The sequence below is a fragment of the Micromonospora sp. SCSIO 07396 genome (genome assembly GCF_053667945.1).
On the sequence record NZ_CM132210.1, the window covers coordinates 1,576,116 to 1,598,567 of the forward strand.

The window sequence follows — 22,452 nt, forward strand, 5'->3', positions numbered from 1 at the left end:
CATGGCCAGCGACACCAGCGCGCCCCAGCGCGCTCCCGGCGACAAGCCCGCTGACCCGGAGGCCGACCGCCTCGATCCCGCATTCCTCAAGATGGCCGGAGTCCTGCTGCTGGCACTGCTCATGGCCCTGCTGGACGAGACCATCGTCAACGTCGGGGTGGACCGCCTCGTCACCGTCTTCGGGACCACGCTGTCGACCATCCAGTGGGTCACCGCCGGATACCTGCTCGCCGTCGCCGTCGCGACGCCGATCTCCGGCTGGGGCGTGGACCGCTTCGGTGTCCGTCAGGTCTGGACGTTCGCTGTCGTCCTGTTCACCGTCGGTTCGCTGCTGTCCGGACTGGCCTGGTCGGCCGGCAGCCTGATCGTCTTCCGCCTGCTCCAGGGGCTCGGCGGTGGAATGATCTTCCCGGTCGTGCAGGCCGCGATCGCCCGCGCTGCGGGTCCGAGCAGGGTTACCAAGGCGATGGGCCTGATCTCAATCCCCCTGACCATCGGGCCGGTGCTGGGGCCGATCCTCGGCGGCTTCTTCGTCGACGACATCAGCTGGCGCTGGATGTTCCTCATCAACCTGCCGGTCGGTGCCATCGCCCTGCTGCTCGCGCTGCGAACGCTGCCGGCCGACGCGCCGGACCGCGCCGCGCCGCGGCCACGCCTCGACGTCATCGGTCTGGCCCTGCTCTCGCCCGGCTTCGCGGTGCTCATCTACGGGCTCACCACCGCTGCCCACCGCGGCGACTTCGGCGATCCGGCGGCGATCACCGCCTTCGCCGTCGGCGTCGCGCTGCTGCTGGCGTACGTGCTGCACGCCCGCCGCGCGGCCGAGCCGCTGATAGACGTACGGCTGTTCACTCAGCGCGGCTTCACGATGTCGGTGGTCGCCATGCTGCTCGTCGGGGCGGTCGCCAACACGTTGCTGTTCCTGACGCCGCTGTACTACCAGCAGTCACGCGGGTTCGGAGCCCTGCACGCGGGCCTGCTCATGGTGCCCTCGGGCATCCTTGGCGCGGCTGGGGCGATCTCCGTCGGTAAGGCCGGCGTCCGGCTCACCGCACGCGTGACCGCTCCGATCGGGATGCTGCTCGCCGCGCTCGCCGCGCTGGTGCTGTCCGGCGTCGGTGATCACACCTCGACGGCCCTGACCGCGATCGCATTCGGCGTCGGCGGCTTCGGCATCGGCTTCACGGTGCCCGGCCTGATGGCGTTCATGTACCTCGCGGTCGGCCCCGACGACGCGCCCCGGGCCACCAGCGCCCTGTTCATCCTCAACCAGATCGGCGGCTCGTTGGGTATCGCGGTGGTCGCGGTCGCCTTGCAACAGCGGCTCAGTGGCACCTCCGGCTTCCCCGCCGAAGCGTACGGCCGAACGTACTGGCTGGTGGCGGGCTTCGCCGTGGTGGCGGGGTTCGCCGCGTCCCTGGTACCCGGACCGTGGCGGGCCCCGGAGCAGCAACGGGCGTAACGCTCGGGCCTTCCTCGACCGTGCCGCGAGCACAGCCAGCTACAACCGGCAGCGGCGGTGCTCCGCCGCCGCGGCAACGGAAGGGATACCCGCATGCGTGTCATCCGTTACTACGAGCACGGTGGTCCGGAGGTGCTGACCGTCGACAAGGCACCGGAACCGGTGCCCGGCGACGGTCAGCTCCTGGTCCAGGTCGAGGCGGTCGGGGTCAACTTCATCGAGACCCAGCTGCGCTCCGGTACGGCGCCCTTCCCGTCCCCGGTGCCCCGGGCGCCGCACGGTGACGTGGTCGGCCGGGTCGTCGCAGCCGGGCCCGGCGCCCACCGCTTCGCCGTCGGTGACCGGCTGGCCGCCTGGGGCGTGACCGACGCGTACGCCGATCTGGTGCTGGTCGGTGACACCCAGGCGGTGCCGGTGCCGGACGATATTCCGGCACCGGTCGCCACCGCTCTCGCCTCGACGGCCCAGGTCGCCGCGAGCGTGCTGAGCGTCGGCCGGCTCGCTCGCGGCGAGACGGTGCTGGTGCACGCCGCCGCCGGGGCGATCGGTCACCTCGTCACCCAGCTGGCCCGGCTGCGTGGGGCGGGACTCGTGATCGGTGGCGTGGGCTCGCCGGCCAAGGCGGATTTCGTCCGCGATCACGGCGCCGACGCGGTGGTGGACTACTCGCAGCCGGACTGGCCCGACCGGGTCCGTGCGGCGACCGGCGGTGCCGGCATCGATGTGGTCCTCGACAGCGTGGAAGGCGCGGTCCTGTCGCCGAGCCTCGCTTTGCTCAAACCGTTCGGCCGGCTCGTCTACTACGGATTCGCGGGGGCCGCGGGCGAGGCCGGTCGGGTCACGCTGACCGATCTGCTCGGCCTGCGGACCGTCGTCGGTACGGCCCTCGACGCCTGGCTCGCCGCCGCACCGCAGGAAGCGGCCCGCAACCAGCGGGAGCTGACCGAGCTGGTTCGCGACGGCCGGTTGCGGGTCGCCGTGCACACGGTCCTCCCCCTGGAGGAGGCGGCCCGGGCGCACCGGCTCATCGAGGACCGTCGTCAGCTCGGCCGCGTGGTGCTCGTCCCGTGACCGCCATCGAGCATCGGCCCCTCCTGGTGGTCGGGGCCGGGCCGGCTGGGCTGAGCACGGCGATCTTCGCGGGCCTGCACGGCGTCAGTCCGCTGGTGGTGGAGCGCCGCCCCGGCACCTCCACCGCAGTCAAGGCGACCGGGCAGTACCCGCACACCATGGAGGCGTTGCGCATCGCAGGCGTGGCCGAGCGGATCCACGAGCTGAGCCGCCCGGACCGCAGCGAGTTCAGCATGGTCCTTGCGCCCCGGCTCGCCGGGCCCGTCGTGCGTACGCTGGTCAGCGGCAGGGAACTGACCATGCGGCACGTGTCCCCGGAGGAGTGGTGCACGGCGAGCCAGTCCGGCGCGGAGCAAGCATTGGCCGAGCGCGCGCACGAACTTGGCGCCGAGTTGCGCTTCGGCACCAGGCTGATCGGTCTCGCCCAGGACGCTGATGGTGTCACCGCGCACGTCGAGGAGGCGGACACCGGCAGGCGGTATCGGATCCGGGCGCGATACGTGGTGGCCGCGGACGGTTGGCGCAGCCCGGTCCGCGAGGCGCTCGGCATTCCACTGCAGGGTAGGGGAGTGGTCGGCCAGGTCCTGCGGGTGTTGTTCAAGGCGGACCTCAGCGAGCCACTCGCGCATACCCCGGGGGCTGCTGACAGCTCCCGCTTCGCGGCGTTCCACATCGGCCGCGCCGTACTGTTCAACACCGAGGTTCCCGGACTGTACGGCTACTTCCGCCACCTGGCGCCCGAGCTTCCCGAAGGCTGGTACCGCTCCCCGAACGGGATCGTCCGGCAGATCGCCGCGGACCTGGGACTCAGCGACGACGTACCGCTGGATATCGTCGAGTCCGGTGAGACGTCGATCGCCTGCGGAGTCGCGAAACGGTTCCAGGTCGACCGGATACTACTGGCCGGGGACGCCGCCCACGTGATGCCGCCGACCGGCGGGCTGGGCGGCAACACCGCGATCCTGGACGGGCTCTACCTGGGCTGGCGGCTCGCCGCCGTGCTACAGGACTGGGCAGGCCCCCAGCTCCTGCGCACCTTCGAGACCGAACGTCGACCGTACGCCCGGCTGCTGGTCGAGCAGCAGTTCGCCAACCTCGTCGAGCGGGTGGCGCCGGAACTGCGCGACGACGACGTACCCCAACCACTGCCGCCCACGATGCTGGCCTTCGGCTACCGCTACCCCTCAGGAGCGGTGCTGACGGAACCCGGCGAGGACGGTGCCCTGGTGGAAGACCCTGCCTCGGCGACGGGACGGCCCGGGTCGCGGGCTCCCTACCTACCGCTGACCACCCCGGAGGGCGTCGCGTCGTCGACGACAGCGCTGTTCGGCGCCGGCTTCGTGCTGCTGACCGGCCCGGCGGGCGAAGACTGGGCCGCACCAGCGATCCGTGCCGCCGAGCGTCTCGGCGTTCCCCTCACGGTGCACAGCATCACGGCCGAGGAATTCCCGGCCCGTTACGGAGTCGGGCTCACCGGCGCCTCACTGGTGCGACCCGACCGCTTCGTGGCATGGCGGACACCTGACCTGGTGGATGATCCAGGTGCTCGGCTGGAGGAGGTTCTGCGGGCTGTCCTGCGACGATGAGCAACGAATGACGCCGCTGGCGGTCGCGTTGGCACGGCCCGGTTCCGACGCTACCGTCCGGGTCGATCGACCGAGCGCCGTGCAGTGCCACCAGTTCGGGGCGTATGTCGTCGCCGACGATGACCACCGCACACCGGGAGGTGCCCGGTAGCAGGTCGCGTACCTGCTCGGCGTCCCGGGCGTCGTCCAAGAGGAGGAGCACGCGCCGGTCGCTGAGCCGGGCCCGATAGGCGTTGACCAGGTGCCGTCTGCCCACCGGAATGGCGTCGGGCGCCGCACCGGACAGCCGCAACAGCCGGGCCAGCAACGGGCCCGGATCGCGGGGCTGCCCGTCGGGGCCGGCCAGCCGCACGTACCACTGGCCGTCCGGAAACTCCTCGCGGAGATGGCGGGCCAACGCGACGAGATCCGCAGTCCGCTCCTTTCCGGACGGGCCGGCCAGGCAGACCAGCGGCAGCGCGGTGCCGTCGTGCCGACTGGTCAGGGCATCGATGACCGTGGCCCAGCCATCGCCGCGCAGGGTCCGGTGGGCGGCCGGTGCGGGCACATCGGTCCGCGAGTGCCAGCGGTCGCCGGTGATCCGCCGGTACTCGGCGGCGAGCTCCGGCCCCGGTGCCAGGCCCAGCCGGGTCCGGAGAGTCGCGGTAGCCTCCTCGTACGCGGCCATCGCCGCCCCGCGGTCGCCGGCGCGACGCAGTGCGGACACGAGCAGGGCCCATGGCCGCTCGCGCGTCGGGTGCAGGGCGACCAGAGCGCGCAGACGCGGCACGAGCTCGCCCGGCGGATCTCCCTCGAGCTCGAACCGCCGCTCGAGCAGCCGCAACCGTTCCTCAAGCAGTGCCGGACCGGCTTCGGCGGCGAGCGAGGGAACGGCGGCGAGGGAGGCGATCGCCGATCCCGCTGGAGGGTCGTCGCGCCACTCATCGAGGGCTGCCCGAATGTGCGTCAACTCGCCTGGCGCATCGCCGGCCTGCCGGGCAAGCAGGGCTTCCTGGGAAGCGCCGCGGAACCGGAACAGATCCACGGACTCGGGCGGAGTCTGCAGCAGGTATCCACCGCCAAGCGAGCGAACCCGGGGCCAGCCTGGTCGCTCGGCCGTTCCGTTACGGTCGCCGAGCACCGCTCGCAGCCGTGCGACGTGGACATGGAGCGCCGCCGCCGGCGCTGCCGGTGGCCGGTGATCCCACAAGCGCCAGTAGAGCTCGTCCATCGGCACCTCGTCATTGGCCCGCAACAACAGGGTCACCAGCAGTGCGCGTTGCTTCGGGGCGCGTACCGGCATCCGGACTCCGTCGATCGTGACGTCCAATGCGCCGAGAAGGCGAAAATCGATCACCGAGTCCTCCCCCTTGGACAGTCGGTTGCGCAAAGTTGTATCGCGATCGCCCTTTGTGTTGCCAATTCATCCTGCCCGCGTCGATCCGAGCCTGGCAAGCGGTCGGCCGTGATGCCGGTCTCACTGGCCGTTCTCCACCGGGCCTCCAGGAGCCGCCGGTACGAAGGGACCGAAAGGGAGGACCTCGTGAAGGCATTCGTTACGTCCACGGACGTGTCCCACGGAATCCGTCTGGAATCTCTACCCGACCCGCGCCCAGCTCCCGGCGAAGCGCTGATCGAGGTCCAGGCCGTCGCGGTCAACCGGGCGGACCTGCTGCTCGCCGCCCGGTGCCCACCGGGAGCGCAGCTTGGTCTGGACGTCGCCGGCACGGTCGTCCAGGCGGCTGCTGACGGCACCGGCCCGCCGGCCGGCACGCCCGTCGCCGGACTGGCGGCCTCGACCGGCTGGGCCCAGTTCTGCGCCGTACGCACCGACCGCATAGCGGCACTGCCCGACGGTATCGAGCCGGCCATCGCGGCGGCGGTACCGGTGGCCGGCCTCACGGCGCTGTACGCCCTGCAGCGGGTCGGGTGGCTGCTCGGCCGCTCGGTACTGGTCACCGGTGCCAGCGGTGGTGTCGGCGGATTCGTGGCCGATCTGGCCGCCGCAGCCGGGGCGAAAGCACTGGGATGGACCGGATCACCGGATCGCGGCCGGCACCTGATCGAGCGGGGCCACCGGATCCACGCGGGTTACGCGGCGCCGCCCGACGAGGCGGTCGATGTGGTCATCGACAGCGTCGGCGGGACCGTCTTCCGCGACGCGTTCGTCAAGCTGCGCACGGGTGGCGTGGCGGTGGTCTTCGGCAACACCGTCCGAGCCGACCTGGTCCTGCCACCGGACTGGGGGCACGCCCGCGCGGGCGTACGCCTGGAGCACCTCTTCCTGCTCGACGAGATCGAGCGTCGCCCCGCTGCCCGGGACCTGGCAACGCTGTTCGGCCTCGTCGCCGACGGCCGTCTACGACCGCACGTCGGGCTGCGAGCCGACTGGGTGGACGCCGACTCCGCCATTGAGGCACTGCTGAAGCGCCAGGTCACCGGTCGGGTCGTACTCGGCCTGTGAGGTCATTCCCCCGAGAGAGGACACCACGATGACGGAATCGACGACCCACGGCGCGGCCCTGGTCACCGGCGGCACGAGCGGTATCGGCCTGGCCGTGGTCGAGAGCCTGGCCGAGAGCGGCCGCGCGACCTTCTTCTGCGCCCGCGATGCCGAGCAGATCGCCACGATCACCGACAAGCTTCGCGGCCGTGGCTTGGACGTCGACGGCACCGTAGCCGACGTCCGATCCACCGACGACGTCACCCGGCTCGTCGCCGCCGCGGTGGACCGTTTCGGACCGATTACCGTGCTGGTCAACAACGCCGGCCGATCCGGCGGCGGAGTCACGGCCGACCTGGACGACGCGCTCTGGGACGACGTGCTCGCTACCAACCTCACCGCCACCTTCCGGGTGACCCGCGAAGTGCTCCGGGCCGGTGGCGTCCGGGAGCAGGGCTGGGGCCGCATCATCAACATCGCCTCCACCGCCGGAAAGCAGGGCGTTGCGCTCGCCGCTCCGTACACCGCCGCCAAGCACGGCGTGGTCGGGTTCACCAAGGCGCTCGGGTTCGAGTTGGCCGGTAGCGGGATCACCGTCAACGCGGTGTGCCCGGGCTATGTGGAGACGCCGATGGCGGTTCGGGTACGCCAGGGGTACGCCGCGCACTGGGGTGTCACCGAGGATGCGGTGCTCGAGCGGTTCCAGGCGAAGATCCCGCTCGGGCGCTACTCGACGCCGGAGGAGGTCGCCGGGTTGGTCGGTTACCTGGTCACCGATACGGCTGCCTCGATGACCGCCCAGGCCGTCAACGTCTGCGGCGGTCTGGGCAACTACTGATCATCGACCGACCACACGCGGCGGCCACCCGGGGAAGAGCCTGGGCGGCCGCCGCGTGTGCAGTCAGTTGGTCGCGTCGTAGCGCAGGACGGGTTCGGTCAGGTGCGGTTCACCCTTGATGATGCCCGTCAGCCGGTCCAGCCGGCTGCGGAACTCCGGCTCCTCCAGCGCCTTGCGGAAGGACTCCTCGTCCGTCCACTCGGCGATGTTGTAGTAGGTCGACGGGTCCTTCTGGGAGCGGCTTAAGACGTAACTCACCAGACCGGGGCGGGTTCGCATGTACTCGGCGACCTTGGCGTAGCGACTCTCCAGGTCCTCCGCGGCACCGATCAGCGTGAGTTTGTTGACGAAAACGACCATGGCGTCGCCTCTCCTTGCGTGATGTCGGCAGTGGGGTAGTCGAGGTAGCCCTGCCGGCCGCCCTGGTAGAAGGTCGTCGGGTCGGGCCGGTTCAGGCCTGCGCCGTCGGCCAGGCGGCGCGGCAGGTCGGGGTTCGCGAGGAACTGCTTGCCGAAGGAGACCGCGTCGAACCCGGCGGTCAGCGCGTCCGCCACGACGCTCGCGGTGGCACCCGGATCGAGGTCGCCCGTGCCCGGGTTCACGATGATCGGTCCGGCCCACCCCGCCCGGACCGCCTGGACCAGGGCCGGATCGGAGCCATGGACCAGGTGCAGGTAGGCCGGATCGGCAGGCCGCAGCGCGTCGAGCAGTGCCGGGTAGACGACCTCGGCATCGGGCTCGCTCATGTCGTTGAGACCGAACCCGGGGGACAGCCGTAGGCCGACCCGGTCCGCGCCGATCGCGGCGGCAACCGCCTCCAGCAGCTCCACCGCGAACCGTACCCGGTGGTGCGGGGGGCCGCCGTAACCGTCGGTGCGGCGATTCACCGCGGCGGAGAGGAATTGGTGGACCAGGTACCCGTTGGCGCCGTGCAGCTCGACGCCCTCGAAGCCGGCCGCGATCGCCGCACGGGCGCACCGGACGACGTCCTCGATCGCGTCCGTGATGTCGGCCGACGACATCTCTCTGGGCACTGGATACGGACGCGGACCGTCGTATGTCCGGGCCATGCCGGCAGCGGCCACCGGGGACGGCGCCAGCGGCTGGTGACCGTAGAGGCCGGGATGACCGATCCGCCCGGCGTGCATGATCTGCAGCACCATCCGTCCGCCGGCTGCCTGCACGGCCGCGGACACCGCGGTCCAGGCCTCGGTGTCCGCAGTGGAATGCCATTGCACCCCGTACGCGTGACCTGCCGCGCGCGGAGCCGGACTGGTGGCCTCGCTGATGATGAGGCCGGCCGCAGCCCGCTGGGCGTAGTACTCGGCCACGTAGGGCAGTGGCGTCCCGCGCTGATCGGCTCGCCCTCGGCCCATCGGCGCCATCACGATCCGGCTGGGTAGCCGCAGGCGACCCAGCTGAACCGGCTCGAAAAGTGTCGGCATACTTCGATGGTCACCAGGCCCGGTCGAGAACCCGTGGAGGCCTGCTGAAGGCGTGATCTGGGAACGGGAATGCGTAGATTTCCGTGTTTGACCTGGGTGTGGTCCGTTGGACCGGACGTTGATCCTGTCCAGGAAGGACCGCGTCATGGCAGACAGGAAGAAGGCGGTTCAGCTTCCGCAGCCGACGGGCGGCGGAGGTGGAGTTCGCGCCGCACCTGGTTGAGCGGGCCAAGGCCGACGGAGTGTCATTGGTCGGGCCGGGTGGTCTTCTCGCGGGGATCACCCGCACCGTCCTGGAGTCAGCACTCGACGCCGAACTGGATGCCCATCTGGAGGAGGCCGGTGTCGACGAGGAGTCGGGTCGGCGGGCCAATGTGCGTAACGGGCATGGGGCGAAGACGGTGCAGACCGAGGTCGGGCCGGGTCGTTCACGCCCCGGATCGTGCCCCAGCATGCCCGCCGCCTTGATGGGTTCATCGACGCCCTGGTGATGAAGATCCGCCAGGGGCAGGTCGCGAACCGGCCCGTCTATGTCGTTGTCGGTATCAGCCTCGACGGGGGACGCGACGTGCTCGGTATGTGGGCCGGGACCGGCGGGGAGGGTGCCAAGCAGTGGGCCGACTACCTCACTACACCACCAACATCATCGAGAGCCTGAACGCCCGGTTCCGGCGGGCCGCCCGCAGGCGGGGCACTTCCCGACCGAGCAGGCCGCGATGAAGGTCCGCTACCTCGTCGTCCAGCAGAAACATAAGGGCGGCGGGAGTATCACCGGCCGGGTCTACGGTTGGGCCAAGGCCCTCAACGCCCTGATCCTCGCCTACGGCGACCGGATCGTCATCTGACAACCTCGATCACACCACAGGCCCACATCCATGAAGGTGCCGGTCTCGTGGTGGTCCGCGCGGATCGGCAACGCGTCTTCACGGTGACCGGCCATGCTCATTTGTCGGCGGCGGTGCGGGAGTGGTGTGAGTTGACCGCGAGTGACCGGGTGCTACTGGTGACCGGCTGCCGGTTGAGGCGTCCTTGCGAATCGACATCCGGCGGCTCGCCATCCCCGTGGTTCCGCCGGAGCAGCAGCGAGCATACGGAGAAGCCTTCTAGATGCGCGCCGATTTCCGCGCTGAGCTCAGCCGGGTTGCGACGGCGGGGAACGTCCTGGCCCGGGAGATCGGCGACGGACTCACCTCGGACGCTCTGGCCATCACGCCTTGATTACCGGAAGGTGAATTTCGCGCGGTGTCGCGCTCGCCGGTGAAGGCGGTATAGCCGCAGGTGATGGAGGAGCGGCAGACGAATTTCCTGGGCGTCGTCGAGGTTGGCGCCGGCAGGGGCCGCGGCATTGGCTTGATCGAGGAGTTCAGCCCAACCAGGGTGGTAACCTGCCGCCCTTGTCGTTGTGAGTGCAGAAAGGACGTTCGTGTGACTGACGACCCCTCCGTGGCGGAGTCCGCCGCCAAGGTGCCGAGGCGACGCCGGTGGGTCGGCCTGTTGGTGGTGTTCCTTGTTCTGCTCGCTCTGGGTGGCGGTGGCGCGGCGGCATACTGGCAGTTCGTTGACCGGAAGGATGAGGATCCAGGGGTGACCGCGTGTCGCTCGGCGGGGTTCGTGGTGCGGGCCGCGCGGGGTGAGGTTGTTCCCGACGATGAGGTGCAGCGGGTGGGGGAGCTGTTTCAGCGTTCCACTCATGAGGATCTGAAGTCTGCGGGGGTCTTCGCGGCGGGCGCGGTACAGCGGGTGCAGAATCCTCGCGCTTCGCCGGCAACAGCGGACTTCCGGCAGTTCAACCTGGCTGCCGCAGTTCCCAGGTTGATCGCTGCCTGTGGAAACCACCAGGTCACCGTCAAGGGATAGAAGCGGAGTTGGGTGTCGCTGCGGCCAGATGCATGGTCGCAGCGACACCCAACCCGATAAACGGCCTACGGACGGAGCCGGGTTGGCGTCCGGTACGGCCCCCCCGGCGGTGGTGCCCGCACCTTCACCCTCAATGCCGTCCGGGAGGCCGCCGACCTCAGCTGCTCCGGGCGGCCCGGTGGCAAAATCGTCCTGCTGCCGTAGTCACCACCCGGCGAGACGACGGCGTACGCGATCGGGAGACGATCCGATCACGTACGCCGTCGAGCGGGACCCTGGCGTCTGACCGGCACGTCGTCGCCGTTGCGGAGAACATCGCTCAGGAAGAGCTGCGCCAATGGAACGAACGCCACGTGCCGCCGGCGCAGCCGCGATGGCGAGACGCCCCGGCCGGTCAGTCGGCTGTGGCGGTCAGTGCGGCGTGCAGGTGGTCCCGGGTGTCGTCGTCGAAGGCGACGAGTCGTATCCGGTGCACGTTCGTCGGTGTGGATCTGAGCGTCGCCACGGCGATCCGTGCCGCCCGCTCGGCCGGGAAGCCGTACACACCGGTGGCGATCGCGGGAAACGCCACGGTCCGGGCGTCGAGTTCGTCGGCGACCTGCAGGCTCCTGCGGTAGCAGGAGGCCAGGATCTCGTCCTCGCCGTGGCCGCCGCCCTCCCAGACCGGCCCGACCGTGTGGATGACGTGTCGTACCGGCGGGTCGAGGTCGAACGCCGGCGTCGGCATCGCGTCACCCGGCGGGCAGGGGCCGATCGCGCCTCCTGCCCTGGCCAGCCGGGGACCGGCGGCGCGGTGGACCGCCCCGTCGACACCACCGCCACCCAGCAGCGACTCGTTCGCGGCCGTGACGATGACGTCCACGTCCTCCCGCGTGATGTCGCCCAGCACCACTTCGATCGTCGCCACAGCGGAATCCTGGCACACATCGGACGACCACGTCGTCACGACCGCGCCTGCTGCGTCAACCACCCGCCGGCCCGTGGCCACCCGTCGGTCAGCGTCCGGTGGTGACGCTGCCGAGTGCCCGGCCCACGGCAGACGCGGAAGCACCAGCACGCGGCCCGCCCGCCCTCACCGACCTGTGGTGTCGATGCGGGCCAGGATGCCGTTCTCCAGGGCCGCCCACAGGGCGCCGTCGGGTCCGCGGGTGATGCCGTGCGGCTCGCAGTGCGGCGTGGGCAGGTCATGGACTTCGATCGTCCCGTCGGTGGTGATGGAGCCGACCCGGTTGCCTGCCCACTCGGTGAACCACAGGGCGCCGCTGCCGCTGGTGGTGATGGCGTGGGGGCGGCCGGCGCGGTCGGGTAGCGCGAACTCGTCGATCGTGCCGTCGGGGGTGATCCGCCCGATCTGGCCGGCGGTGATCTCGACGAACCAGACGGCTGCGTCGGGGCCGGCGATGATCCCTACCGGGGCGGCGGCCTCCGTGGGCAGCGGAAACGTGGTGACGGTGCCGTCGGTGCCGATCCGGCCGATCGCGTTCGCCTGGTTCATCGTGAACCACATGGCGTCGTCGACGCCGGCGGTGATGGCCGACGGGTAGGCGCCGGTGACCGGGAGCGGGAACTCGGTGACCGCACCGTCGGTGGTGATCCGGCCGATGCGGTCGGCGTTCATCTCGGTGAACCACAGGGCACCGTCGGGTCCGGACGCGATGCCGTACGGTCCACCGTCGCGGCTGGGTACGGCGAAGTGGGTGGTCTCGCCGTCGGTGGTGATCCGGCTGATCCGGTGGGCCCGGGACTCGGTGAACCACAGCGCGCCGTCGGGGCCGGGGACGATGATCGTGGGCTGCCCGGCGGGGTCGACGAGGTAGGTGGTGGGTGCCTCGCCCGGGACCAGACGTCCGACCTGGCCGCTGTGGGCGAGGGTGAACCACAGGGCGCCGTCGGGTCCGGTGGTGACGCCGTACAGGCCGCTGCCGGCGTCGGCCACCGGGTGTTCCTGGATGACGACGGATGTCACGGGGTTCGCTCCAGTTCGTTGTCGACGGCGATGCGTCCGATCTCGGCGGGTGTGCCGGCCATCAGGAACCGGGTTCCCGCCGTGATGGCACAGAACCTGCCGATGACCAGCTGTTCCGGCCCGAGGTGGTAGAGCACGTTGCGCTGCTCGAAGCCGGTCGGGTCGTCGGGATCGTCGTAGTACGTGTATTTCCCGACGACGATCCTGGGGGAGGTGACCGGCGGCTTGAGAAACACCACACGCGGCTGCGTCGCCACCGGGTGAGGAGCCGTCGGGTCGGTGTCACGGAGAACCTCACTCGTTAAGGCTACGGTTGTAGCGATAACATCCTGGCATGGCGTCGCCACCACCGACAAGCGATCAATCCGACGGGACGATCACCGGCCCCGCGCGCCGACCCGGCGGACGCAGCGCGGCGGTCCGCCGCCGCGTCCTCGACGCCGCGCTCGCCCAGTTGGTCCAGCACGGCTACGACTCCCTGAGCATCGAGGTGATCGCCGAACGCTCGGGTGTCCACCGCACGACGGTCTACCGGCGCTGGCGGGACGTCGGTGGCCTGCTCGCCGACGTCCTCAACGAGGCGGGTGCCGACGCCTGGCGTCCACCCGACACGGGATCGCTCGAAGGTGACCTGGTCGGGGTCAACCGTGAGGTCTACACCGCACTGACCACCGACCCGGTGACCATCGCGCTGATCACCGCGTCCTTCCGGTCCGAGCGGGCCGCCCAGGCCCTGAGCGCCTTCTGGGCTGGCCGGTACGACCGCTGCGCCGACATCACCCGACGCGCCGTCGAGCGCGGTGAGATTCCGCCGGGCACCGATACGCGCCGACTGCTCATCGCCACCACCGCCCCGCTGTACCACGAGCTCGTACTCCTGCGGGCGGCGACGGACGCGGACCTTCCCCACCGTGTCGCCCGTAGTGCGACCACCGCCGCCCGCGCGGGCGCCTTCGCCGACCTATAGCACAACGCCACCCCGAACGCTTGAGCCATTGTCATCGTGACGGGCAGGTCACGGGCGCTGCGGGAGGCCGGTGTCCCATCGACCTGCCCGCCGCGACCGCCGACGAGAAGCTGGAAGCTCGTGACTCCTGTCCCTCCAGTCCAGAGGGCTCAGGGGCCCGCCGACCTGGTGTTCATCGGTGGATCGAGGCTCAGCTCGGTTCGACGTACGCCAGCTGAACGAGCGTGGGGCGACGGCCGCGACGCATCAGCCGCCCTCGGCCCGGAGGTTGGACGGAGAGGTGGGTCTGCGGCCAGAGTTGGCCCTCCTGCCGTTCACCCGAAAGTAGCAGTCCCGCGCAGCCGACTTCCTTCATTCGTTGCGGCACCGGCTCGTGGATCGCCCGGCCGGCACCTCCGCTTCGCCGCGCCAGCACCAGGTGGAAGCCGAGGTCGCGGGACTGCGGCAGGAAGTCCAGAAACGGGGCCAGCGGCCCGGCCCCGCCGCCGGGGAGCAGGTCGTAGTCGTCGCACAACACCACGACCTCCGGCCCGGACCACCAGGAGCGGGCCCGCAACTGCTCGACGGTCAGCGTGTCCGGGGGCAGCCGCCGGCGGATCTCCTCGGCAACGCCGTGGACCAACCCCTGAGCGGCGCTCGCGGTGCCCGCATAGGCACCGCGATAGGGCTCGGGTACGACGTCCAGCATCGTCCGGCGCAGGTCGATGACCGCGAAGACGACCTGGTCATCGGTGAACTGCGCGGTCAGGTCCCGCACCAGCAGCCGGAGCAGGGAGGTCTTGCCGCTGGCCGCGTCGCCGAAGACGAGCAGGTGCTGGTCGGTGCCGAACAGGTCGAGCATGGTGGGGCGCAGCTCGGCCTCGTCGAGCCCGAGCCGGATCCGCCCCTCGGGTGGCGGCCCGGCGGCCACCTCGGCGTACCCGACCATGGTGGGCAGCATCCGGATGGCCGGGGCGGGCGGCCCGGTCCAGGCCGCGGCCACCCGGGAGACCAGATCGTCCAGGCCCTTCGGCAGCGTGCCGACGTCGTCGATGCCGTCGATGCGCGGCAACGCCACATGAGCCATCAGCGCGTCCTGGGTCAGGCAGCGACCCGGGGTGTCGGCCCGCAGGTTCTCGGCCGCCTGCCGCTTGATCGTCGAGTCCAGCGGATCGTTCAACCTGAACTCGATCTTGGAGCCGATCACCGCCTGGAGCTGCATCCGCAGATCCGCCCAGCGCCCCGCGGTCAACACCAGGTGCACGGCGTAGCCGAGACCCCGCGCACCGATGTCCTGCACCAGGTCGGCCAGATCCTCGAACTCGGTTTTCAGCACCGGATAGTTGTCGATCACCAGTACGACGTCGGCGGCCGGCAACTCGGGCAGCCGACCCTCCCGGTGCATCCGCCGCATGGTGTCGATCGAGTCGATCCCCCGGGCGGCGAAGAGCTCCTCTCGCTCGGTCATCAGCATGCCGACCTCGGAGACCGTCCGGCGGATCCGGTCCGGCTCCAGCCGACCGGCCACCCCGCCGACGTGGGGCAGCCCGGCCAGCGCGTTCAACGCCCCACCGCCCACGTCGATGCAGTAGAACGCGATGTCCTGCGGGGTGTGGGTCAGCGCGGCACCGGCCACCAGGCTGCGCAGGAAAGTCGACTTGCCGGTCTGGGGCGCACCGAGCACGCAGACGTGCCCTCCGCTACCGGAGAGGTCCAGGACGAACGGCTCCTGCTTCTGCTCGGTGGGCCGGTCGAGCAGGCCGACCGGGATCCGTAGCCGTCCGCGCCGCTGGACCGGGGCCACCAGCCCGTACGCCGGATCGGTCTCCAGCGGGCCGGTGACCGCGTCCAGCGGCAGCGCGGCGGGCAGCGGCGGCAACCAGATCCGGTGTGCCTGCCGCCCGTGCTCACGGAGCCGGCCGACCACCACGTCCAGCGTGCTCGGTGCGGTCACGCTCTCGGAGTCCGGGTGCGGCTCGTCGGGGACCAACGGTTTCGGCAGGTGCCGGGCCACGTTGTACATCAGGAAGACCACCGGGTCGGGCGCGGCGTCGACCACCTCCTCGCCGGCCGGCGGCCGGTACGTGTCGGAGACGTACGCCGCCTTGAACCGCTCGAAGACCGTGGTGTCGACCTTCAGATAGCCGGAACCGGGCAGCGACGGCAACCGGTACGCGTCGGGCACCCCCAGCACGGTCCTGCTCTCCTGCTCGTTGAAGGTGCGCAGCCCCAACCGGTAGGACAGGAACGACTCCAGCCCGCGCAGCCGGCCCTCCTCCAACCGTTGTGAGGCGAGCAACTGGTGGACCCCGATCGACCGGCCGATCCGGCCGATGGCGATGAACAGCTCGATGAAGTCCGGTTTGGCGGTCAGCAGCTCGCTGAACTCGTCGATGATCACCATCAGGTTGGGTAGCGGCGGCAGCGGACGGCCCGCGTCGCGCCGCCTGTTGTACTCGGTGATGTTGGCCAGTTGCCCGGCGTCGAGCAGGATCTGCTGCCGGCGTTTCATCTCGCCCTGGATCGCGTCGTGCAGCCGGTCGACCAGCCCGGCGTCGTCGGAGAGGTTCGAGATCATCGCCGAGGTGTGCGGCAGGTGTTCCAGCCCGGCGAAGGTGGCACCCCCCTTGTAGTCGACGAGGACCAGGCTCAGCCGCTCGGGCGGATGGGTCATCGCCAGGGTGAGCACCAGTGTCCGCAGCACCTCGGACTTGCCTGAGCCGGTCGCCCCGACGCAGAGTCCGTGTGGGCCCATCCCGCCGAGCGCGGCCTCCTTGATGTCCAGGTACGCCGGGCTGCCGTCCGGCCCCACCCCGAACGGGACGGTGAGGAAGTCCGGCAGCAGCCGGGGTGCCCACAGCGCTGCCACGTCGTAGGTCGCCTCGTCGACGATGCCGAGCAGGCCCCGCAGGTCGACGGTGGCCTCCAGCGGGGTGTCGTTCGTGGTGTCGGCGACCAGTCGCAGCGGCGACACCTGCCGGGCCAGCGACTCGATCTCCGACAGGCCGATCCGGTCCACCGTGCCGGCCGGTGCGCCACTCGACCGCCTCCGCCGGTCCAGGATCTCCTCGGCCCGGGTGTCGGTGACCTTCCGCAGATCCTCCACGGTGACCTGATCGCCCACACAGCGCACCCGGACGTCCACGGCGGACGGCTCGAACTGCTGCTCCTCGACCAGCACCACCACCGCCATGCCCAGGTCGTCGGGGTGCAGGCCGGCGTCGAGGTGACCGAGCGGGTCGACGCGTCCGGCGGAGACCTGGTCGACCACCACGACCAGCCGGCCGCCCCGGAACCGGTGGTGCGGATCGCCGAGGCGGCGGGCCCGGTTGACCTCACCGACGCGCCGGGACAGCTCGGCGGCCAGCAGCGACGCCAGGGCCGCAGGCTCTGCGGCGACCAGCCGTTGCGGGGCCGGGCCGTCGTACTCGCTCGGGTGCAGGCAGTGCGGAAACCACTTGAGCCAGTCGAACTCCGGCCCGGCGGTGCCACCGAGCAACCAGGCCAGCCGTACGTCGTCCGGGGCGTGCAGGGTGACCAGTTGCGCCACCAACGCGCGGACCAGGTTGCGGGTGTCGGCCGGGCTGCCGACCACCGAGACCACACCGGTGACCGGCACCGCGACCGGCATGTCGTCGAGCAGCCGGTCCCGGTCCACCACCAGCCGGGCGGCGGCGAGGGTGACCGGATCCAACTCGACGAGCGGGTTGTGCTCGTCGGCCTGGAGGGTGACCCGCCGCCAGAGGCGGTCCTGCCCGCGCCCGACCCGCAGCACGAGGAAATCCGGGTCGGCCAGCCGCCGTTCCCACCGCCGGTGCGGGTCGCGGAGCAGGTCGGGAAGCACCTCCGGAGCGGGGTGGCGGTGCCGGGCGGCGACCCGCTGGGCCGCCGCGTCCGCCCGGATCTGATCGCGTACGCCGTCGATGTACTCCAGGTACCGCTGCCGTTGCCGGGTGAACCGGCGGGCCGTGCCGGTGCGCTGGGTGACGTAGGCGGCGATCCCCCCGAACACCGTGGCGATCAGCATGCCGAGGCCGGCGATCATCATGATCGGGTTCTGGTTGGCCATCATCATGAGCAACATGCCGGCGCCACCCATGATCGGGAGGAAGACCTGCATGACGCCGGCGAACCCGCCGCCACCGTCGGGCATGCCCGGTGGTGAGACCACGTCGAGCGCGGTCGGATCCGGCTCCGGTGGCGGAACCCGAGCCGGCCGGTGGATCACCCGTTGCGTCATCGCGACCCCTCCCGGGCCGGGCCGATCAGCGCCTCGGCCAGGTGACCGGTAGTGCTTTGACTGCCTAGAGTAGTACCGGTCGACACGCTGAGCCGACCGTGCGGGGACGGAGGGTCATGGCAACCCGATTCACCCGGGTGACAGTGGTGGCTGGCGGACGCGCCCTCGACGTCAGCCTTCCGGCGTCCCGCCCGCTGCTGGAGTTCGTGCCACAGGTGTGCGAGCTGCTCTCGCTGGCCCCCGAGGTGGCCGGTCGGTGGAGACTGTCCACGGTGGGCGCGGGCGGGCTCGACCCGCACCGGTCGCTCGACGAGGCCGGCATCGTCGACGCCGAAACGCTCTACCTGACCCCGCCCGAGCAGGCGCCACTGCCACCGATCGTCGACGACGTCGTCGACGAGGTGCAGGCCACCCTGGACGACGACGGCAGCGAATGGCGGGACTCCGCCCGGATGACGGGCTGCGCCGGGTTGGCCGGGGTGGCGGTGTTGACGTTGACGTACGCGATCACCACCACGCCGGTGTCCGCGTCCGTCGCCGCGACCACGCTGGTCGCGGTGGCCGCGCTGACGGCGCTGGCCGGCCGCCTGCTCCGCGCGACCGGTGGGGAGCTCCTGATCGCCTCGGCGGCACCTGCCTGGCTGGTCGCCGGCCTGGCGGTGGCCCGAACGGCCCACTGGCCGGAACCGGCCCGGTACACCGCCGCCGCTCTCGGCGTCGGGCTCGGCATCGCCCTGCTCGCCCTGGCCGGCGAACGCTGGTACGGCGTCGCCGCCGGTGGCCTGACGATGGCGGTGCTCGGCGGGCTCGGCACCGTGCTGCTCACCGCCGGACTCGATCCGCAGCGCACGGCGGCGGTCGGTGCGGTGGTGGTCGTCTTCGCGGTGGGGCTGGCACCGCAGCTCGCCCTCGGTGCCGCCGGCCTGGTCGACCTGTTGCGCCGCCAGGAGGAGAGCCAGTGGGTCGGCCGGCAGTTGGTCGCGGCGGCGGTACGCCGTGGCCAGTCCGTACTCTCCGGCCTGGTGGTCGGCATCGCCCTGGCCGCCACCGCCGTCTGCGTGGTGCTGTTGACGCGGGCCGGTGTCGGTGCGCTGCTCGGCGGGGCGCTGGGGCTGGTGTTCGCGCTGCGGTCGCGGGCCTTCACCCGGCGGGGGCAGGTGCTGCCCATGCTCGTCCCGCCAGCGGTCACGGCCACCGTGGTGGTGATCGGCGGCGTACGACTCGCCGACGCCGACGGGGTGGTCGCGGCCTGGACGACCGTGGCCGGTGTCCTGGCGGTGGCCGCGGTGGTGCTCTGGGCCGGACGGCCGCGTCTGGATGACGTCGGTGCCGCCCGGACGCGACGGCTGTTCGACCTCGTCGAGGTGGTCACGGTGGTCAGCCTGGTGCCGTTGGCGATCGCGGTGTTCGGCGGCTTCGACTGGGCGGCCGGCTGAGTGCCCCGTGTCAGCCCGCCAGGTGGGGCATCCGGCGGACGGGCCACCGGTCGAGTCCGCGGCTGCGCGCATCGACCGATCAGGCGATCCGGGTGGCCGGCGGGTCGGGCGTGACCGGTGCGTCGGGCCCGATCGGCGGGGCGGTCGTCGGCGGCTCGCTGGTGACAGGTGGCTCGGTGACGGCCGGCGTGCCCGTGGCGAACTGCGCGACTGCCCCCGCCGCCCGGGGGCGGCGTTGGTCGGCGAGCAACCCACCGATCGTGGTGATCGCCCAGACCGCCACCAGCAACAGCGCGCCGACGACGAGACTGGCGATCGCCGCCGCGTAGGGACGGCGCAGTTCGCGCGGGCCACGTCGCGACCCGTGCAACAACGCGGCCTTGGCGGTGGCGGTGCGCAGCGTGTGCGCCTCGACCACCACCCGGTCCCGGTTGTCAGCCATGGCCGGCCCGGTGCCGCTCGTCGACCCGGGTCGACCCGGGCCGGCGCGCGGTCACTGCGTCGTCCCGTCGGTGCCCGCCAGGTCGTCCGGGCCGGCCGGGGCGATGCTGCGGCCCACCGCGACGATCACGTCGGTGAGGACCTGGTCCAGTTCCGGATGGGGCGTCGCGGCGCTCAACAGGGCGGTCCAGGTGGTGCCGGGCAATGGCAGGAACAGTTGCAGCACCGTCGAACGCACCCGGGTCAGGCCACCCGGCGGCACCGTGGACGCGACGTCGCGGTGCAGCAGTGCCGGGCCGACCGGTGTCTCGACCTCCTGCGTCGTGCCGGTGCGCGGCAGGGTCTGCCGGACCAGGGCGAGACCGGCCGGTTGGGGCGCGGAGTCGAACCAGCCCAGGTGCAGCCCGGCGCTGCCGACCACGCCTGTCGACATCCGACCCAGCTGGATCAGGCTCAACACGGTGCCGGCACGTTGACAGTCGGCGACGAGTTGCTCGACGAAGTCGAGCGCCGCCCTACGCTCGGCGGCGCGTAGCCGCTGCCCGAGGAACCGCTCGTCCACCAGCCGGGCGGCGTTGCGCTGCCAGGACTCCGGATTGGTGTCCAGCAGCGCCCAGTCCGACGGGATGCCGATCAGCCACGCGAACCCCGGATGCGGGGCGTGGGGGTTGAGTTTCAGGTCGTGCGCGGGCAGCGGGTCGCGCATGGACACGTCACTCATACCGCGTCCCTACGATTCCTTCGGACGTAACGCGGTGGCCACCTGGTTGTCGAAATCGGCGACCATCTTACCGATCGCGCTGGAGAGCCCACCCCACTCGCCGATGTTGTTCATCAACTCCAACAGGCTGGTCTTCCATTCGTCACGGAAATCGGAGATCGAACTCTGGATGTCGGCGTGATCGCCGGTCAGCCCGGCGCAGTCGACCACCCCTCGATGGTCGGTCTCCAATTGATCTCCGAGGGTGGTCAGATTTCCGCCTAGGCTCACCAGCGTCGCATAAGGATACTGAACGTACGTCATCCCGCCTCCCCGCTGTCGCGCAGCAAGGGTAACAACCATCGTCTATGTGGGAGAACCGGATGACCGAATACCGACAGGTCGGTCGGGCAATGTTGCGGGCCCTCGATCCCCGGCTCACCGCTGTGGTGCGGGCCGAGCGGCACCGTGCGGCGGTCCTCTCGGCCCGGCTCCGGCCGGCGACGGTCGCCGTGGTCGGACCGGATCCGGGTGGCGGTCGCTCGACGGTGGCGGCACTCGTCGCCTCGCTGTTGGCCCGGCACCAGGGCGTCGGGGTGCTCGCCGTGGACGCCGGTCGGGGCGGCGGCCTGCACGACCGGCTGGCGGTCCGGCCCGACGGTTCGACCCGGGCGGTGCTGGCTGGTCTCGGTCTGCGCGGCGCGGCCACCGACCGCAGGCCCGCCGTGGGCCACAGGTGGCTGCGGGAACGCCTGTCCCTGGCCGATCGGGCGCTGCTGCTGGCGAGCCCGGTGGGCGATGTCGAGCCGCCGGTCACGGCGGCCGAGTATGGGGCGGTCTCGGCTGCCCTCGGCCGGTGGTTCCCGGTCCGGGTGGTCGACACCCCGCCGTTGACCGTCGATCCGGTCGTGCCGGCCGTGGTGACCCGGGCGGACCGGGTGGTGCTCGTGGCGGCGGACGACGCGCACGCCGGCGGGCGGTTGGCCGACTGCCGGTCCTGGATCGCCCCGTTGCTGCGAGAACCGCTCGACCGGATCGTCGTGCAGGTGCTGACCCGCCGGGACGCGCGGCCCTCCGCCACGGTGCCGCAGCCCGGTGGGCTCGGTGCCGTGCCGACCGAGGTCCTGCCGTACGACCCGGCGCTGCGCGCCGAAGGTGCACTGCGCTGGCCCGAACTCGCCCCCGGCACCCGGGAGGTCATTTCTCGGCTGACCGCCCGACTCGTGGAAGATCTGCGACTGCGGTGATCAAATTTCACCTTCTGCGAGATAGGCGACTCAAGTGGTGATCAAACTTTGTCAAGCGTCTATGTTTGGGTGATTGCGGATCGGACTCACGGGAGGCTTCGATGGGCGCGAAGTTTTCGATCACTGACAATGCAGTCAATCAGCACTCCTCCAATCTGGACACGTCGGTCGCCGCGCTGAACAGTCAGGCGCGCTCCTTCATCAGCGCGATCGAGCCGCTGCCCGCCGTCTGGAAGGGCTCGGCCTTCCAGAGCTGGGACCAACTCACCCAGCGGTGGAACACGGCGATGGCCGACCTCAACAAGGCACTGACCGACATCACCGGACGGGTCGGCTCCGCCGGCCAGCTGTACGACACCTACCACTCGGAGCAGACCAGCCAGTTGCAGTCGACCATGGGGTCGGCCAACTGGGATGGCGCCAAGTTCCGGGCCTGACGGGAGAGGTTACGGGGATCATGGCTGACGTCTTCAGTTACGACGAGTCGACCGCCGGATCGGCGCAGGGCGACATCGCCTCGGTCGCCAACGGGGTCCAGGCGAGTCTCGACGACCTGACCAACTTCGTCACCCGGGTCAAGGCCAACTGGGAGGGCGACGAGATGGAGATCTACAACGGGATCCAGACCCAGTGGAACACCGCGGCGACCACCGTCAAGCAGATCCTCGACTCGGTCAAGCAGGCCCTGGGCCAGACCACCACCTCCGTGCAGGAGATGCGCGGCCAGGTACGCGGCACCCTGCAGGGCTGATCCAGCCTACGGCGGCGGCGTCCGTCCGCCGATCAGATCCGGAC

At 71.0% G+C, this 22,452-nt stretch carries 23 protein-coding genes and 1 pseudogene; 14 read left to right on the top strand and 10 right to left on the bottom strand.

Features of this window, described 5'->3' with window-relative positions; all coding sequences use genetic code 11:
- Position 1: 1 nt before the first annotated feature.
- From ACWCHM_RS07010 to ACWCHM_RS07020, 3 genes are all read left to right on the top strand, one after another.
- Complete coding sequence (locus tag ACWCHM_RS07010; RefSeq protein WP_454221778.1) at positions 2 to 1,462, top strand: DHA2 family efflux MFS transporter permease subunit; 1,461 nt, start codon at positions 2 to 4, stop codon at positions 1,460 to 1,462.
- Between the two features lie 93 nt (positions 1,463 to 1,555).
- The gene (locus ACWCHM_RS07015) at positions 1,556 to 2,533 is read left to right on the top strand and encodes a quinone oxidoreductase family protein (protein ID WP_454221779.1); all 978 of its coding nucleotides are present in this window, start codon (positions 1,556 to 1,558) and stop codon (positions 2,531 to 2,533) included.
- Entirely contained in the window at positions 2,530 to 4,119 is a 1,590-nt protein-coding gene (locus ACWCHM_RS07020; protein WP_454221780.1) for an FAD-dependent oxidoreductase, read from the top strand. Before ACWCHM_RS07015 ends, ACWCHM_RS07020 begins: the two co-directional genes overlap by 4 nt.
- On the opposite strand, the gene ACWCHM_RS07025 is transcribed toward ACWCHM_RS07020, so the two are convergent.
- Positions 4,004 to 5,455, bottom strand: coding sequence for an AfsR/SARP family transcriptional regulator (locus ACWCHM_RS07025; protein ID WP_454221781.1), 1,452 nt, complete (start codon positions 5,453 to 5,455; stop codon positions 4,004 to 4,006). The two genes, ACWCHM_RS07020 and ACWCHM_RS07025, sit on opposite strands and share 116 nt — an antisense overlap.
- A gap of 213 nt (positions 5,456 to 5,668) precedes the next feature.
- Between ACWCHM_RS07025 and ACWCHM_RS07030 the strand changes: the two genes are divergently transcribed.
- On the top strand, positions 5,669 to 6,562 hold the full coding sequence (locus tag ACWCHM_RS07030) for a zinc-binding dehydrogenase (protein ID WP_421487939.1): 894 nt from the start codon (positions 5,669 to 5,671) through the stop codon (positions 6,560 to 6,562).
- A gap of 28 nt (positions 6,563 to 6,590) precedes the next feature.
- On the top strand, positions 6,591 to 7,379 hold the full coding sequence (locus ACWCHM_RS07035; RefSeq protein WP_421487940.1) for an SDR family NAD(P)-dependent oxidoreductase: 789 nt from the start codon (positions 6,591 to 6,593) through the stop codon (positions 7,377 to 7,379).
- Positions 7,380 to 7,442: 63 nt separating this feature from the next.
- On the opposite strand, the gene ACWCHM_RS07040 is transcribed toward ACWCHM_RS07035, so the two are convergent.
- Positions 7,443 to 7,739: an antibiotic biosynthesis monooxygenase family protein gene (locus ACWCHM_RS07040; protein WP_421487941.1), complete on the bottom strand. Its 297-nt coding sequence runs from the start codon at positions 7,737 to 7,739 to the stop codon at positions 7,443 to 7,445.
- A complete protein-coding gene (locus ACWCHM_RS07045; protein WP_454221782.1) occupies positions 7,709 to 8,824 on the bottom strand; it encodes an alkene reductase in 1,116 nt (371 codons plus the stop codon). Before ACWCHM_RS07045 ends, ACWCHM_RS07040 begins: the two co-directional genes overlap by 31 nt.
- A gap of 197 nt (positions 8,825 to 9,021) precedes the next feature.
- Here ACWCHM_RS07045 and ACWCHM_RS07050 point away from each other — a divergent pair, with 197 nt between their 5' ends.
- From ACWCHM_RS07050 to ACWCHM_RS07065, 4 genes are all read left to right on the top strand, one after another.
- Entirely contained in the window at positions 9,022 to 9,315 is a 294-nt protein-coding gene (locus ACWCHM_RS07050; protein WP_454221783.1) for a transposase, read from the top strand.
- On the top strand, positions 9,315 to 9,482 hold the full coding sequence (locus ACWCHM_RS07055; protein WP_454223036.1) for a transposase: 168 nt from the start codon (positions 9,315 to 9,317) through the stop codon (positions 9,480 to 9,482). The genes ACWCHM_RS07050 and ACWCHM_RS07055 overlap by 1 nt, the downstream gene beginning before the upstream one ends.
- 58 nt (positions 9,483 to 9,540) lie before the next feature.
- A complete protein-coding gene (locus ACWCHM_RS07060; RefSeq protein WP_454221784.1) occupies positions 9,541 to 9,669 on the top strand; it encodes a hypothetical protein in 129 nt (42 codons plus the stop codon).
- Positions 9,670 to 10,105: 436 nt separating this feature from the next.
- Positions 10,106 to 10,681 (top strand): hypothetical protein, encoded by a 576-nt coding sequence (locus ACWCHM_RS07065; protein ID WP_454221785.1) that lies wholly within the window; start codon positions 10,106 to 10,108, stop codon positions 10,679 to 10,681.
- A 394-nt stretch (positions 10,682 to 11,075) separates the two neighbouring features.
- On the opposite strand, the gene ACWCHM_RS07070 is transcribed toward ACWCHM_RS07065, so the two are convergent.
- The 3 genes and pseudogenes from ACWCHM_RS07070 to ACWCHM_RS07080 form a co-directional block, all read right to left on the bottom strand.
- Positions 11,076 to 11,588: an O-acetyl-ADP-ribose deacetylase gene (locus tag ACWCHM_RS07070; protein ID WP_454221786.1), complete on the bottom strand. Its 513-nt coding sequence runs from the start codon at positions 11,586 to 11,588 to the stop codon at positions 11,076 to 11,078.
- A gap of 165 nt (positions 11,589 to 11,753) precedes the next feature.
- A complete protein-coding gene (locus ACWCHM_RS07075; protein WP_454221787.1) occupies positions 11,754 to 12,647 on the bottom strand; it encodes a Vgb family protein in 894 nt (297 codons plus the stop codon).
- A gap of 53 nt (positions 12,648 to 12,700) precedes the next feature.
- Positions 12,701 to 12,904: pseudogene (locus ACWCHM_RS07080) on the bottom strand (antibiotic acetyltransferase); the annotation flags it as partial.
- 77 nt (positions 12,905 to 12,981) lie between these two features.
- Here ACWCHM_RS07080 and ACWCHM_RS07085 point away from each other — a divergent pair.
- Positions 12,982 to 13,614 carry a TetR/AcrR family transcriptional regulator gene (locus ACWCHM_RS07085; protein WP_454221788.1) on the top strand — a complete coding sequence of 211 codons (633 nt, stop codon included), beginning with the start codon at positions 12,982 to 12,984 and terminating at the stop codon, positions 13,612 to 13,614.
- Positions 13,615 to 13,804: 190 nt separating this feature from the next.
- Here ACWCHM_RS07085 and eccCa read toward each other — a convergent pair whose 3' ends face one another.
- Positions 13,805 to 17,833, bottom strand: coding sequence for a type VII secretion protein EccCa (gene eccCa, locus ACWCHM_RS07090; RefSeq protein WP_454221789.1), 4,029 nt, complete (start codon positions 17,831 to 17,833; stop codon positions 13,805 to 13,807).
- 116 nt (positions 17,834 to 17,949) lie between these two features.
- Here eccCa and eccD point away from each other — a divergent pair, with 116 nt between their 5' ends.
- Positions 17,950 to 19,269: a type VII secretion integral membrane protein EccD gene (gene eccD / locus ACWCHM_RS07095; protein ID WP_454221790.1), complete on the top strand. Its 1,320-nt coding sequence runs from the start codon at positions 17,950 to 17,952 to the stop codon at positions 19,267 to 19,269.
- A 79-nt stretch (positions 19,270 to 19,348) separates the two neighbouring features.
- Here eccD and ACWCHM_RS07100 read toward each other — a convergent pair whose 3' ends face one another.
- The 3 genes from ACWCHM_RS07100 to ACWCHM_RS07110 are packed head-to-tail and all read right to left on the bottom strand — an operon-like array spanning position 19,349 to position 20,734.
- Positions 19,349 to 19,711: a hypothetical protein gene (locus tag ACWCHM_RS07100; protein ID WP_454221791.1), complete on the bottom strand. Its 363-nt coding sequence runs from the start codon at positions 19,709 to 19,711 to the stop codon at positions 19,349 to 19,351.
- A 51-nt stretch (positions 19,712 to 19,762) separates the two neighbouring features.
- Positions 19,763 to 20,431: a hypothetical protein gene (locus ACWCHM_RS07105; RefSeq protein ID WP_281896069.1), complete on the bottom strand. Its 669-nt coding sequence runs from the start codon at positions 20,429 to 20,431 to the stop codon at positions 19,763 to 19,765.
- Between the two features lie 9 nt (positions 20,432 to 20,440).
- On the bottom strand, positions 20,441 to 20,734 hold the full coding sequence (locus ACWCHM_RS07110; RefSeq protein WP_204961652.1) for a hypothetical protein: 294 nt from the start codon (positions 20,732 to 20,734) through the stop codon (positions 20,441 to 20,443).
- Between the two features lie 59 nt (positions 20,735 to 20,793).
- Between ACWCHM_RS07110 and ACWCHM_RS07115 the strand changes: the two genes are divergently transcribed.
- From ACWCHM_RS07115 to ACWCHM_RS07125, 3 genes are all read left to right on the top strand, one after another.
- Complete coding sequence (locus ACWCHM_RS07115) at positions 20,794 to 21,657, top strand: hypothetical protein (protein ID WP_454221792.1); 864 nt, start codon at positions 20,794 to 20,796, stop codon at positions 21,655 to 21,657.
- A 101-nt stretch (positions 21,658 to 21,758) separates the two neighbouring features.
- Positions 21,759 to 22,094 carry a WXG100 family type VII secretion target gene (locus ACWCHM_RS07120; RefSeq protein WP_396855018.1) on the top strand — a complete coding sequence of 112 codons (336 nt, stop codon included), beginning with the start codon at positions 21,759 to 21,761 and terminating at the stop codon, positions 22,092 to 22,094.
- Between the two features lie 20 nt (positions 22,095 to 22,114).
- Entirely contained in the window at positions 22,115 to 22,408 is a 294-nt protein-coding gene (locus ACWCHM_RS07125) for a WXG100 family type VII secretion target (protein WP_204961655.1), read from the top strand.
- The last annotated feature ends 44 nt before the right edge of the window (positions 22,409 to 22,452 follow it).

Coding starts and splice junctions, on each gene's coding strand:
- ACWCHM_RS07010 (WP_454221778.1), top strand. CDS start 2: ATGGCCAGCGACACCAGCGCGCCCCAGCGCGCTCCCGGCGACAAGCCC.
- ACWCHM_RS07015 (WP_454221779.1), top strand. CDS start 1,556: ATGCGTGTCATCCGTTACTACGAGCACGGTGGTCCGGAGGTGCTGACC.
- ACWCHM_RS07035 (WP_421487940.1), top strand. CDS start 6,591: ATGACGGAATCGACGACCCACGGCGCGGCCCTGGTCACCGGCGGCACG.
- ACWCHM_RS07040 (WP_421487941.1), bottom strand. CDS start 7,739: ATGGTCGTTTTCGTCAACAAACTCACGCTGATCGGTGCCGCGGAGGAC.
- ACWCHM_RS07045 (WP_454221782.1), bottom strand. CDS start 8,824: ATGCCGACACTTTTCGAGCCGGTTCAGCTGGGTCGCCTGCGGCTACCC.
- ACWCHM_RS07055 (WP_454223036.1), top strand. CDS start 9,315: ATGAAGATCCGCCAGGGGCAGGTCGCGAACCGGCCCGTCTATGTCGTT.
- ACWCHM_RS07060 (WP_454221784.1), top strand. CDS start 9,541: ATGAAGGTCCGCTACCTCGTCGTCCAGCAGAAACATAAGGGCGGCGGG.
- ACWCHM_RS07065 (WP_454221785.1), top strand. CDS start 10,106: ATGGAGGAGCGGCAGACGAATTTCCTGGGCGTCGTCGAGGTTGGCGCC.
- ACWCHM_RS07085 (WP_454221788.1), top strand. CDS start 12,982: ATGGCGTCGCCACCACCGACAAGCGATCAATCCGACGGGACGATCACC.
- eccCa (WP_454221789.1), bottom strand. CDS start 17,833: ATGACGCAACGGGTGATCCACCGGCCGGCTCGGGTTCCGCCACCGGAG.
- eccD (WP_454221790.1), top strand. CDS start 17,950: ATGGCAACCCGATTCACCCGGGTGACAGTGGTGGCTGGCGGACGCGCC.
- ACWCHM_RS07100 (WP_454221791.1), bottom strand. CDS start 19,711: ATGGCTGACAACCGGGACCGGGTGGTGGTCGAGGCGCACACGCTGCGC.
- ACWCHM_RS07105 (WP_281896069.1), bottom strand. CDS start 20,431: ATGAGTGACGTGTCCATGCGCGACCCGCTGCCCGCGCACGACCTGAAA.
- ACWCHM_RS07110 (WP_204961652.1), bottom strand. CDS start 20,734: ATGACGTACGTTCAGTATCCTTATGCGACGCTGGTGAGCCTAGGCGGA.
- ACWCHM_RS07115 (WP_454221792.1), top strand. CDS start 20,794: ATGACCGAATACCGACAGGTCGGTCGGGCAATGTTGCGGGCCCTCGAT.
- ACWCHM_RS07120 (WP_396855018.1), top strand. CDS start 21,759: ATGGGCGCGAAGTTTTCGATCACTGACAATGCAGTCAATCAGCACTCC.
- ACWCHM_RS07125 (WP_204961655.1), top strand. CDS start 22,115: ATGGCTGACGTCTTCAGTTACGACGAGTCGACCGCCGGATCGGCGCAG.